Here is a 12179-nt window from a genome sequence, read left to right on the forward strand (position 1 = left end):
GCTGCGCTGGCGGCGCTCGGCGTGGCGGCGCTCGCGCTGGTGCTGTGGCAGGGCGGCCACCTGTGGCGCGCCGACCTGAGCGCGATGAGCCCCGTTCCGCGCTCGGCCCAGCAGCTCGACGAGATGCTGCGCAAGGACATCGGCGCCAGCGACGGCGGCGTGCTCGTGGTGGCCTTCGGCGACGACGAACAGGCCGCACTGCGCCACACCGAGGCCGCGGCCGCGCGTCTCGATGCGCTGGTCGACAAGGGCGAGCTCAGCGGCTACGAAGCCGTGACCCGCGTGCTGCCCAGCGTGGCCGCGCAAACGGCGCGCCAGGCCAGCCTGCCCGACGCCGACACGCTGCGTGCCAACCTGGCCGAGGCGACCAAGGGCCTGCCGCTGCCGGCATCGCGCCTCGGTCCCTTCGTGGCCGATGTGGAGGCCGCGCGCAAGCAAGCGCCCGTGCAGCGCACCGACCTCATGGGCGGCCCGCTGGGCTCCGTGGTCAACACGCTGATGTACGAGCGCCCGGGCGGTGGCTGGTCCACGCTGGTCGTGCTGCATCCCGGCCCGGGCTTCGAACAGGCGCGCCTCGAGGAGGCGCTGGCCGGTCTGCCCGAAGTGCAGGTGGTGGACGTCGGCCGCGAGCTCGGCGGCCTCTACCAGCGCTACCTGCACGAGGCCTTCGTGCAGGTGCTGCTCGGCGCGCTGGCGGTGGTGGTGCTGTTGGGCGTGTACCTGCGCTCGTGGCGCCGGCTGCTGGCCGTGTGCCAGCCGCTGCTGTTCGCGGTGGTGCTCACGCTGGGTGGCATGGCGCTGGCGCAGGCGGCGCTCGGCATCCTGCACCTCGTGGGGCTGCTGCTGATCGTCGCCGTGGGATCGAACTACGCGCTCTTCTTTGACCAGCTGCGCACGACCGGGCGCGCCGACGAAGACACGCTGGCCTCGCTGATGCTGGCCAACCTCACGACGGTGGTGTCGTTCGGGCTGATCGCGATCTCGGACATTCCGGCGCTGTCGTCCATCGGCCGCGTGGTCGCGCCGGGCGCCTTGCTGGCGCTGCTGCTGTCGGCCGCGTTCGCGCGCAACGTGGCGCCCGGGAAGGGCCCGAGCCCGCAGCGTCCGCGCTGATGGGAAAATCCGGACCCACCATGTCGTCGCCTTCCGCCCCTTCCACTCGTTCTGCCGCCTCCGAATCCTGGCCCTGGCCGCCGGCCATGCGCGCCAGCGCGGCCGTGCATGTGGCTGCGTTGGGCGCTGGCGTGCTGGTGCCCGGCGCCTGGCCCTGGGCGCTCGGCGCGGTGGTGCTGAACCATGCGCTGATCACCGGTGCGGGCCTCACGCCGCGCAGCAACCTGCTCGGCCCGAACGTCACGCGCCTGCCCGAGGCCGCCGCTGCGCGTCGCGAGGTGGCGATCACCATCGACGACGGGCCCGAGCCCGAGGTCACGCCTCGCGTGCTCGACCTGCTGGACGCCCACGGCCAGCGCGCCACCTTCTTCTGCATCGCCGAGCGCGTGCTGGCGCATCCCGCACTGGCGCGCGAGATCGTCGCGCGCGGCCACAGCATCCAGAACCACACGGCGCGGCATCGCCACAACTTCTCTTTCCTCGGCCCGCGCGGCTTCGCGGCGGAGATCGCGCGCGCGCAGGACATCCTGACCGACGTGACTGGCCAGCGCCCGACCTGTTTCCGCGCGCCCGCCGGCCTGCGCAACCCTTTCCTCGAACCCGTGCTGCACCGCCTCGGCCTTTCGCTCGTGAGCTGGACGCGGCGCGGTTTCGACACCCGCGAAGGCGACGCCGCCAAGGTGATGGCGCGCCTCGCCCGCCACCTGCAGGCACGCGACATCCTGCTGCTGCACGACGGCAATGCCGCGCGCACCGCGGCGGGGCAACCCGTCTTGCTGGAAGTCCTGCCCTTGTTGCTCCAACGCCTGCGCACCGATGGATTGCGCGCCGTGACCCTGCCTGAAGGATTGAAGACCGCATGAGCGCCGTGATGCCATCGACGATGACCACCGACCAAGCCTGGCGCGAGCTGCACGAAGCCGCGACCGTCCCCTACAAGAAGGGCGGCACCTTCGCCTGGCAGTTCGCGCGCGGCAAGCTCGGACGCGACCCGGTGTTTCGCGGTCTGCTCGAACGTGGGCTGATCGACGCGCAGCATCGGCGCGTGGTCGACATCGGCTGCGGGCAGGGCCTCTTCGTGAGCCTGCTGGCGTCGATGAGCGCGATGCAGCAACAGGGCCGCTGGCCGGCCTCATGGGCCGCCACGCCGGCCGCGGCGGACTACACGGGCATCGAGCTGATGCCGAAGGACGTGGCGCGCGCCGAGGCGTCGGTCGGTCACCTGAAGCCCACGCCGCGACTCGTGTGCGCCGACATGTGCTCGGCCACCTTGCCCGATTGCGACCTGGTCGTGATCCTCGACGTGCTGCACTACGTGGACCTCACCGCGCAGGAGGGGGTGTTGACGCGCGTGCGCGACGCGCTGCGCCGTGGCGGCAACCCGAAGGCGCGCCTGCTGTTGCGCGTGGGCGATGCGTCGAGCACGCGCGGTTTCGCGATCAGCCAGTGGGTCGATCGCACCGTGACGCGTATTCGCGGCCACAAGGTCTCGCCGACCTGGGGCCGGCCACTGACTGAATGGACTGCGCTGCTGCAGCGCCTGGGGTTCCGCGTGCAGAGCATCCCGATGAGCGAAGGCACGCCCTTCGCCAACGTGCTGCTGGTGGCCGACCTGGAGGCTGCCGCTTGACGGCACCGCAGACGCTCGACCGCGCGGGCATCGCTGCGCGCATTCCGCACAGCGGCAGCATGTGCCTGCTGGAGCGCCTCGAGGGCTGGGACGCCGAATCGATCCACTGCAGCACCACGACGCACAGCCAGGCGGACAACCCGCTGCGCACCGAGAGCGGCCTGCTCGCGCCCAACGCCATCGAGTACGCGGCGCAGGCCATGGCGCTGCACGGCGGCCTGCTGGCCGCCGAGGGCAGCACGCCGTCGGCCGGCTTCCTGGCCAGTGCGCGCAACGTGAAGCTGGCGGTGGCGCGGCTGGACGACATCGCCGGGGCGTTGCAGGTGCGCGCGAAGCGCCTGTCCGGCGACGACCGGCAGGTCTTGTATGAATTCACGGTGGCGGCCGACGACGGCCGCCTGCTGGCCGAAGGCCGGGCCGTGGTGGTCTTGAACACGCCGCTGGCGGACACCGAAAGCACACCGTCATGAGTTTCGAAGGAAAACGCACACTGATCACCGGCGCCAGCGGCGCGCTCGGCGCGGCCATGGCGGAGCGCTTTGCACGCGATGGCGCCACCGTGCTGCTGCATGCGAACTCGCGGCCCGAGGCCATCGAGCAGCTGGCCGCGTCGATCACCGCCGCCGGTGGCAAGGCGGAATGCCATGTGTTCGACCTGCGCAGCGACGAAGCCTGTGCGGCCGGCTGCGCACGCATCCTCGAAGGCGGCGCGGTGCAGATCCTCGTCAACAACGCAGGCGTGCACGACGATGCCGTACTGCCCGGCATGCGCGCCGAGCAATGGCACAAGGTGATCGACGTGTCGCTGAACGGCTTCTTCCGCGTGACCCAACCGCTGCTGCTGCCGATGATGCGCACCCGCTGGGGGCGCGTGCTGAACATCTCGTCCGTCGCTGCCATCGCGGGGAACAAGGGGCAGGTGAACTACGCCGCGGCCAAGGGCGCGCTGAACAGTGCGACCAAGGCGCTGTCGCTCGAAGTGGCGTCGCGCGGCGTGACCGTGAACGCGATCGCGCCGGGGATCATCGCGTCGCCGATGGCCGATGCGGTGTTCGACCCCGCGCTCATCAACCAGATGGTGCCCGTGAAGCGCGCCGGAACGCCGCAGGAAGTGGCGGCGCTGGCGGCGTTCCTGGCAGGCGATGAAGCCGCGTACATCACGGGGCAGGTGATCTCGATCAACGGCGGGATGATCTGAGGCCCGGCTGCTTCGTTCTTCATTGCGAGGAGCAGGGCATCCACTTCACCCCTGAGCCCGGCAGGCGGTGCGGTGTGGGCGGCCCCTCTGTGCCGCCGAGGAGCGCGGCGTTTCGCGGATCAGGGCTCGCAGCTGTTTGAGCCGAAGGCGAGTTCTGCGAGACCCCGCGAAACGCGAGCACCGCAGGGCAGCCGCGAAGCGGCCGGCACAGTGGGGCCGACCACGCCGTGCCGCCTGTCGGGCGCTCCCAAACGGCCTAAAGAGGCAGCGTATCAAACGCAGCGTAGGCCGTAGCCAGCCAAGACTTCACGCGCTGTCGTTCCAGCAATCCAAGCGCATGCGGCCCTTCGCGGTCGTTCACCGCCTTCCAGAAGCTCGTGTTCTGCGCATCGATCTTGCGCATGCTGGCCTCATGCAAACGCGGCAAGGCAATCACGCGTGCGCCATTCGCATTGGCCTTCGACAGCGACTGCGACGCCAGCAGCATCCCGAAGTCGCTGCCGCGCCCGTAGTTCTGCACCACGATGTAGTTGGGCCGGTTGCCGAAGGTGTCGATCAGCGTGCCGAGCAGGTCGGTGGAGTCCTTGCCGTCGTCCAGCACGTGCCAGAAGTTGACCGTGACGTCGATCTCCTCGAACACGTCGAACAGGTCCGATTCCTTGATCCAGCGCGACAGCGGCGCCAGCGTCTGCGCCGCGAGGTCGACGATCACGCTCTGCTTCGGGTTGGTCTCGAAGCCGTTCACCACCGTGTCCAGGCCTTCGAAGCTGTCGACCACCACGGGCGAGGCAAAGCCCTCGTAGAAGCGCGTGAAGGAGCTGTGCGAACGGTCGGTGTCGAAGCCGGTGAAGGGCCGGCTGCGATCGATGAAGTACTGGGCCAGCACGCGTGCGGTGACCGATTTGCCGACACCGCCTTTCTCGCCGCCAATGAAGTTGATGGAGCTCATGAGTGGTTGCTGCCTCGAATGGGTTGAGGGGTGGAGGAGGGCGGATTCATTCTAGGGGTCGCCTGTCGCGCTATCGTGGCTAGCGACCCCGCTTGCTCATGCCCTGCAGCAAGGGATGTGCCTGCAGGCGCTGCTGCAGCCGTTTCTTCCACGGAGCCGGCAGTGCCGAGGCGTCGATCATCGCGGGCCACTGGTCACGCGCGAGGCGGGCCGTGTCGGCCACCACGCGTCGCATGCGCGGCTCGTGCACGCCGGCCGAGAAGCAGAAGGCGCGCACGTTGGCGGGCGTGAACATCGCGGTGCGACGCGCAGCGGTGGCGCTAACCGGAGCCGGCAACAGCGGCAACGCATGGCCCTCGACGCCCTGCAGCGCCGCGTAGGCCACGATGTCATAGGCCGGCGCCAACCGTGGTGCGATGCCGTCGGGGTACAGCACGCCGAAGTTCTTCAGGTGGGCATCCGGGTTGCCCAGCAGGTCGTTGACCACGAGCCGGCGCACCAGTTCGAGCACGGCGTCTTCGCCCAGCGACGGAAAGGCGCGCATCGCGAGTGCCATGTCGAGGTAGCTGCCGCTGTACTTGTGCATCGGGTCGACCGCGAGCACCTGCGCGAAGTCTTCGAAGTGGATGCGGCGCGCGCCATCGCGATCGAAGCGCGTGACGGCCAGGAACTCGGGCTCGTCCGGCAGCGCATAGCTGTGCTCCGCCGCGATGGCCGACAGCGGCGCGAGTTCGGCGTGACACACCTCGACGCCCGCCACCCCTGCCATCCGCAGCGAGAGCATCTCGAGTTGCGGCATGTGCGGCCGGCCGGCCACCGGCAGCTTGGCGATCACGCGCGTGCTGGCGCCGGCGCGCACGCGCGCCACGTAGCGTCCGCCCTGGCGGCGCAGGCCGAGCTTGGGCTGCACGCCCGAGACCGAGATGCCCTGCGGCATCGGCAACTCGACCACCGACATCTCGAGCGCGTCCTGGTCCTGCGTGATGAGCCGCTGCAGCGTGCCGCGGTCCACCGACACCGGGCGTGCGGCCACGGCGCCGGGCAGGTCGCCGCCGCAGGCCGCCAGCAATTCGAAGTGGTCGTTCTCGCGGCAACCGCGCAGCTGCGCGATGTGGCTGCGCAGCACGCCCTCGGGCAGCAGGTTCTGGAAGAAGCCGGGCAACTGGCCGCCCTGGGCGTTGAACAGCGGGTTCTTCACGTCGCTCCATAGCGCGGCCTGGGCTGCCGGGTCGCTTGCGACCATCGACAGCGAAAGCACGCCGGGCGGTGGGGTGGCGATCAGCTCGGGCTCCGCCACGAAACGGCACAGGTCGGCGTACTGGAACAGCTTGCCGAGGCGGTGCACGCCGAGCGAAATCTCGAGGATCTTGACGTTCATGGCTGAGAGCGGCGGCCCCGCACGTAGGGCGGCGCGGCGGGCGCTTCGGCCAGCGCCCGACCGACGCGCGTGGCGACCGGCCGGTAGCCGGGATCGACGGCCGTGCCTTCACCGAAGCCCTTGGGCGCGAGCTGCAGTTCGAGCCCCAGCGCATCGACCAGCGCGAGCAGCGACGACAGCTGCGGGTTGCCCTTCAGGCTCAGGGCATTGCGCACCGAGCGCTCGGTGAGCCCCGAACGTAAGGCGATCTCGGCGTTCGTGAGGCCGGCGGCCCCGCGACGCGCCGTGAGGGCGGTGATGAGTTCCTGCTTGTCCACGGAAAGATATTACCGCAAATGCCTATTTGGGAAACATATTTCCGATGCGAAGAGCCTACTTGGGGATCAGCGTGAAGAGCGGCATGACCACGCCCATCACCCAGTTCTGGCCGAAGTCGAGGGCCGCCCGGCGGTACTTCTCGTCGGCCTGCGCGGCCAGCAGGTCGAGCCGTGCCACCACCTTCGACAGCTCGCGGTCGGCCACGAGGTTGCGCCCGCGCTCGCTGATCTCGGTGGCCAGCAGCAGTGGCTGGCCGTCGGGGCCGGTCTTGGAAGAAATGAGCCAGAGCGAAATCTCGAAGTTGCGCGCCGTGCGGTAGCTGTTCTCGGCGTCGACCCCGTCGATCATGGTCTGGTCCCAGGTGTTGCCGTTGGCCTGCTTGAGCATCGAGGCCCACCCGACGACCAGCGCCGCCACGCGGTCGCCCTGGTAGGCCTGCGGGCCGGTCTCGAAGGCCAGGCGGATGGCGTCGATGCCGGTGGCGCCGCGCAACTCGGGCAACTGCGTGCCCTGCAGGACCGCGTCCCAGGTGCGCTGCGTGGCTTCTTCCATGCTGGATGCCGACTTGCGCCATTCGCGCGGGTTGCGCCGGTACAAGGTGGTCTGCACGCGGCGCACCGACTGCAGGTTGTCGCGCAGCGACAGGTTGGCGATGCGGTTGGTGCCCGATTGCAGCCATTCCTGGTTGCCGTAGGGCTCGGCGCGCTCGGTGGAACGGAAGGAGGAACAGCCCGTCAGCGCCAGCGGCGCGAGCAGGGCGGCCGCGGTGCCTGCCAGCAGGCAGGTGCGTCGCGCCGCGAGGGGAGAAGCCAGGGAATCGCTCATGCCCTGACGTTATCATCCACGGCTGGGGCGGCGGCCCGCTTCAAGCTGCGGGCCCGTGCAATTTTCCTTACAAATCAATACCTTGGCGCTACGCCAAGGCAGGGCGACAAGTCGTGCGTCTTAACTCCATCAAGCTCTCGGGCTTCAAGTCGTTCGCCGAACCCACCAACTTCCTGCTGCCGGGCCAACTGGTCGGGGTGGTGGGGCCGAACGGCTGCGGCAAGTCGAACATCATGGATGCCGTGCGCTGGGTGCTCGGCGAGTCGCGTGCGTCGGAACTGCGCGGCGAGTCGATGCAGGACGTGATCTTCAACGGCACGACCACCCGCAAGCAGGCCAGCCGTTCGAGCGTCGAGCTGGTGTTCGACAACGCCGACCACCGCGCCGGCGGCCAGTGGAACCAGTTCACCGAAATCGCCGTGCGTCGCGTGCTCACGCGCGACGGCACCAGCAGCTACTACATCAACAACCAGCCGGTGCGCCGCCGTGACGTGCAGGACGTGTTCCTCGGCACCGGCCTCGGGCCTCGCGCCTACGCCATCATCGGCCAGGGCACGATCAGCCGGATCATCGAATCCAAGCCCGAAGAACTGCGCCTGTTCCTCGAAGAGGCCGCGGGTGTCTCCAAGTACAAGGAGCGCCGCCGCGAAACCGAGAACCGCCTGGGCGACACGCGCGAGAACCTCACGCGCGTCGAAGACATCCTGCGCGAACTCAACGCCAACCTCGAAAAGCTCGAGAAGCAGGCCGAGGTGGCGGCGCGCTACAACGCGCTGCAGGGCGACGCCACGAAGAAGCAGCACCAGCTGTGGTTCCTCAAGCGCGGCGAAAGCGATGCCGACCAGGCCAAGATCAAGGCCGATTCGGAAAAGGCCATCAACGACCTCGAATCGCGCACCGCCGACCTGCGCCGCATCGAGTCCGAACTCGAAACCGTGCGCCAGGCCCACTACGGCGCCGGCGACCTGGTGAACCAGGCGCAAGGCAAGCTGTACGAAGCCAGCGCCGAGGTTGGTCGGCTCGAAGGCGAGATCCGCTTCGTGGTCGAAGGCCGCCAGCGCGTCGAGCAGCGCCTGGTGCAGTTGCGTGAACAGATGGGCCAGTGGGGCCGTCGCCGCGAAGAAGCCGAGGCCGAGATCGAGACGCTGGCCGGTGCCGGCGTCGATGCCGAAGAGCAGGCCATCCTGCTGGCCGCCCAGCTCGAAGAGCACGACGCGCGCCTGCCCGATCTCGAAGAGGCCGTGCAGCGCGCGCAGAACGAAGCCAACACCCAGCGCGCGACGGTGTCGCAGGTGCAGCAGCAGATCCAGGTGCTGGCCGCCGATCAGCGCAACATCGAAGACCAGAGTCGCCAGCTCACGCTGCGCAGCGAACGCCTGCGCGCCGACCAGAACGCACTCGCCGCGCCCGACGAAGACCGGCTGACCGACATGCAGGAGCAGCTGGCCGCGGCACAGGAAACCGCCAGCGAATCGGACGCCCGCCTGCAGGAACTGCAGGAGGCCGTGCCGCAGCTCGACGAAGACCGCCGCGCCAAGCAGCAGGCCGTCAACACCGAGGGCGCCCGCCACGCCGAGTTCTCGGCCCGCCTCGAAGCGCTGCGTGCGCTGCAGGAGAAGGTCAAGACCGACGGCAAGCTCGCCCCCTGGCTCGCCAAGCATGGCCTGGACGGCCTGCAGGGCCTGTGGAGCCGCATCCACATCGAACAGGGTTGGGAGAACGCGCTCGAATCCGCATTGCGCGAGCGCCTGGGCGCGCTCGAAGTCAGCCGGCTTGACATGGTGCGTGCCTTCGGCAACGACGCACCGCCCGCCAAGCTGGCCTTCTACAGCCCGCCCGCCGCCGGCGTGCCGCAGGGCGCGGGCGCGCTGCCCAAGCTGTCGAGCCTGCTGCGCCTGAACGACGCCGGCCAGCAGGCGCTGCTGAACGACTGGCTGCACGGCTGCTTCACGGCCGAGACTTTCGAAGAGGCGCTGGCCCAGCGCGCCACGCTGCAGCCCGGCGAGGTGATCTACGTGCGCAGCGGCCATGCCGTGTCGTCGCACAGCGTGAACTTCTACGCGCCCGATTCCGAGCAGGCCGGCCTCCTGGCCCGCCAGCAGGAAATGGAAAACCTCGAGCGCCAGCTCAAGGCCCAGACGCTCATCAACGAAGAGGCGCGCACCGCGCTGGTCCGCGCCGAAGCGGCCTACGGCGATGCCGCACAGCGCCTCGTCACGGCCCGCCGCGAAGCCGCCGAAACGCAGTCGCGCGCCCATGAGCTGCAGGTCGAGACGCTGCGCATGACGCAGCTCGCCGAACAGACCCGCGCACGCAGCCAGCAGCTGGCCGCCGACCTCGGCGAGGTCGATGCCCAGCTCGAGGAGCTGCAGGAAAAGCGCATCGCCGCCGAAGGCCGCTTCGAAGAGCTCGACATGCAGCTGGCCGACAGCCAGGAGCGCCATGCGCAGCTCGACGAGCGCGTGATCGAAGCCGGCCGCGCGCTCACGGCCAGCCGCGAGCAGCACCGCAGCCTCGAACGGCAGGCGCAGGAAGCCACCTTCTCGCAGCGCACGCTCGAAGCGCGTCGCGGCGAGCTGAACCGCAGCATCGAAACCGCCTCGCAGCAGACCGTCGCGCTGACCGACGAAGACGAGCGCGCCCGCGCCGAGCTGAGCCGCCTGTCGGATGCCGCCGCGCAGGCCGGCCTGCAGGACGCGCTGTCGCTCAAGCTGGAGCGCGAGACCGCCTTGGGCGCGGCCCGCAGCCAGTACGACGACCTCACGCTCAAGCTGCGTGCCAGCGACGAGCGCCGGCTGCAGCTGGAGCGCGAACTCGATCCGCTGCGCCAGCGCATCACCGAGTTCCAGCTCAAGGAGCAGGCCGCGCGCCTGGGCGTCGAGCAGTACCAGCAGCTGCTGGATGACGCCGGTGCCGACCTCGAGGCGGTCGCGCAGTCGATCGAGACCGAGAAGGTGCGCCTGACCGGCCTGCAAAGCGAAATCGACCGCCTGAACCGCGAGGTGGTCGCGCTCGGCGCCGTCAACCTGGCCGCGCTCGACGAACTCGCCATTGCGAGCGAGCGCAAGATCTTCCTCGATGCGCAGTCGGCCGACCTGAACGAAGCCATCGGCACGCTCGAAGACGCCATCCGCAAGATCGACGCCGAAACGCGCGACCTGCTCGGCGGTACCTTCAAGATCGTCAATGAGCACTTCAGCCGCATGTTCCCGGAGCTGTTCGGCGGCGGCAACGCCAAGCTGATGATGACGGGCGACGAAATCCTCGATTCCGGCGTGCAGGTCATGGCCCAGCCGCCCGGCAAGAAGAACCAGACCATCCACCTGCTCTCGGGCGGCGAGAAGGCGCTCACGGCCATTGCGCTCGTGTTCGCCATCTTCCAGCTGAACCCGGCGCCTTTCTGTCTGCTGGACGAAGTGGACGCGCCGCTGGACGACGCCAACACCGAACGCTATGCCAAACTCGTCTCCGCCATGAGCCGTGAAACCCAGTTCCTTTTCATCAGCCACAACAAGATCGCCATGGAAATGGCCGAACAGCTGATCGGCGTGACCATGCAGGAGCAGGGCGTGTCGCGCATCGTTGCGGTCGACATGGAGTCGGCGGTCTCGATGGTCGAAGCGGCATAAGGCAGGCGCGCGCATGAGCAATCTCACCCTCGCCCTGGCGATCCTCGGCGGCCTCGTTCTCGCGGCCGTCGTGGCCTACAACACCCTGATGTCGCGCCGCAATGCGCCGCGCCAGCCCGATGCGGTCGATGTCGCCCTGGCCGAAGCCGAGCGCGCGCTGGCCGGCGGCAGCGACGGCGGCGTGGAGCCGATGCTCCATGCCGACCCGAGCCAGGTGGCCGGCAGCGACCGCCACGAGCCGCTGTTCGACCCCGACCTGCCGGCGCCCAGCGGCGTGCCCGTGCCCACCGGCGAGCGCCGCGGCGGGCTCGATCCGCTGATCGACGTCATCGCGCCCATCTCGCTCGAAGGCCTGGCCTCGGGCGATGCCGCGCTCGCGTCGATGCCGTCGACGCGCCGCGCCGGCAGCAAGCCGGTGGCCATCGAAGGCCTGAACGACCTCACCAGCCAGTGGGAGCCGCCGGCGCCCGGACAGCGCTACCGCGCCTTCCAGGTCGGCGTGCAGCTGGCCAACCGCACTGGGGCGCTCAACGAGATCGAGTACTCCGAGTTCGTGGTCAAGGCGCAGGCCTTTGCCGATGCCGTGAACGGCGCGCCCGAGTTTCCCGAGATGCTCGACGAAGTGGCACGCGCCCGCGAGCTCGACCAGTTCGCCAGCGCGCACGACGCACAACTGGGCTTCGTGCTGCGCGCGCTGCATGCGGCCTGGAGCCCGGGCTATGTGCAGCAGAACGCCGCGCGGCTGGGCTTCGTGGCCGGGATCATTCCGGGCCGCATGGTGCTGCCGACCAGCGAGGCCGGCCTGCCGCCGATCCTCGGGCTCTCGTTCGACACCCAGGCCGCGCTGGCCGACGATCCGGCGCAATCGGCGATCCGCGAGCTCAGCCTGAGCCTGGACGTTCCGCAGGTCGATCGCGGCGAAGAGCCGTTCCGTCGCATGCGCGAGGCCGCCGCCACGCTCGCCCGCGAGATGGACGGCGTGGTGACCGACAGCGACGGCCAGTTGCTGCGCGACGAAACCATGGACGTGATCGGCACCGACCTCGAGCAGCTGTACGACACGCTCGACGCACGCGACCTCGCCGCGGGTTCGCCGCTGGCGCGACGCCTCTTCAGCTGACCTGTCTTTTTCCCGAGGG

At 69.4% G+C, this 12179-nt stretch carries 11 protein-coding genes; 7 read left to right on the top strand and 4 right to left on the bottom strand.

Features of this window, described 5'->3' with window-relative positions:
- The 5 genes from VBO01S_RS04710 to fabG form a co-directional block, all read left to right on the top strand.
- A partial coding sequence (locus tag VBO01S_RS04710) for an MMPL family transporter (RefSeq protein ID WP_502688666.1) occupies positions 1 to 1113 on the top strand: 1113 nt, incomplete at its 5' end.
- A gap of 20 nt (positions 1114 to 1133) precedes the next feature.
- Entirely contained in the window at positions 1134 to 1976 is an 843-nt protein-coding gene (locus VBO01S_RS04715) for a polysaccharide deacetylase family protein (protein ID WP_157627289.1), read from the top strand.
- Positions 1973 to 2743 carry a class I SAM-dependent methyltransferase gene (locus tag VBO01S_RS04720; RefSeq protein ID WP_062471221.1) on the top strand — a complete coding sequence of 257 codons (771 nt, stop codon included), beginning with the start codon at positions 1973 to 1975 and terminating at the stop codon, positions 2741 to 2743. Before VBO01S_RS04715 ends, VBO01S_RS04720 begins: the two co-directional genes overlap by 4 nt.
- Complete coding sequence (locus tag VBO01S_RS04725) at positions 2740 to 3213, top strand: hotdog family protein (RefSeq protein WP_062471223.1); 474 nt, start codon at positions 2740 to 2742, stop codon at positions 3211 to 3213. The genes VBO01S_RS04720 and VBO01S_RS04725 overlap by 4 nt, the downstream gene beginning before the upstream one ends.
- Complete coding sequence (fabG, locus tag VBO01S_RS04730; RefSeq protein ID WP_062471225.1) at positions 3210 to 3941, top strand: 3-oxoacyl-ACP reductase FabG; 732 nt, start codon at positions 3210 to 3212, stop codon at positions 3939 to 3941. Before VBO01S_RS04725 ends, fabG begins: the two co-directional genes overlap by 4 nt.
- A 256-nt stretch (positions 3942 to 4197) precedes the next feature.
- On the opposite strand, the gene VBO01S_RS04735 is transcribed toward fabG, so the two are convergent.
- The 4 genes from VBO01S_RS04735 to VBO01S_RS04750 all read right to left on the bottom strand — a co-directional run bounded on the left by VBO01S_RS04735 (position 4198) and on the right by VBO01S_RS04750 (position 7411).
- Positions 4198 to 4890: a P-loop NTPase family protein gene (locus tag VBO01S_RS04735; RefSeq protein ID WP_062471226.1), complete on the bottom strand. Its 693-nt coding sequence runs from the start codon at positions 4888 to 4890 to the stop codon at positions 4198 to 4200.
- A gap of 79 nt (positions 4891 to 4969) precedes the next feature.
- Positions 4970 to 6268: a type II toxin-antitoxin system HipA family toxin gene (locus tag VBO01S_RS04740; protein WP_062471228.1), complete on the bottom strand. Its 1299-nt coding sequence runs from the start codon at positions 6266 to 6268 to the stop codon at positions 4970 to 4972.
- On the bottom strand, positions 6265 to 6585 hold the full coding sequence (locus VBO01S_RS04745; protein ID WP_062471231.1) for a helix-turn-helix domain-containing protein: 321 nt from the start codon (positions 6583 to 6585) through the stop codon (positions 6265 to 6267). The genes VBO01S_RS04740 and VBO01S_RS04745 overlap by 4 nt, the downstream gene beginning before the upstream one ends.
- Before the next feature lie 55 nt (positions 6586 to 6640).
- On the bottom strand, positions 6641 to 7411 hold the full coding sequence (locus VBO01S_RS04750; RefSeq protein ID WP_062471233.1) for a hypothetical protein: 771 nt from the start codon (positions 7409 to 7411) through the stop codon (positions 6641 to 6643).
- 113 nt (positions 7412 to 7524) lie between these two features.
- Between VBO01S_RS04750 and smc the strand changes: the two genes are divergently transcribed.
- Both smc and VBO01S_RS04760 read left to right on the top strand, forming a co-directional pair.
- The gene (smc, locus tag VBO01S_RS04755; RefSeq protein WP_062471234.1) at positions 7525 to 11040 is read left to right on the top strand and encodes a chromosome segregation protein SMC; all 3516 of its coding nucleotides are present in this window, start codon (positions 7525 to 7527) and stop codon (positions 11038 to 11040) included.
- 13 nt (positions 11041 to 11053) lie between these two features.
- Entirely contained in the window at positions 11054 to 12160 is a 1107-nt protein-coding gene (locus VBO01S_RS04760; RefSeq protein ID WP_062471237.1) for a cell division protein ZipA C-terminal FtsZ-binding domain-containing protein, read from the top strand.
- Positions 12161 to 12179: the final 19 nt, after the last annotated feature.

This window comes from Variovorax boronicumulans NBRC 103145 (assembly GCF_001591345.1).
Taxonomy (GTDB): domain Bacteria; phylum Pseudomonadota; class Gammaproteobacteria; order Burkholderiales; family Burkholderiaceae_C; genus Variovorax; species Variovorax boronicumulans.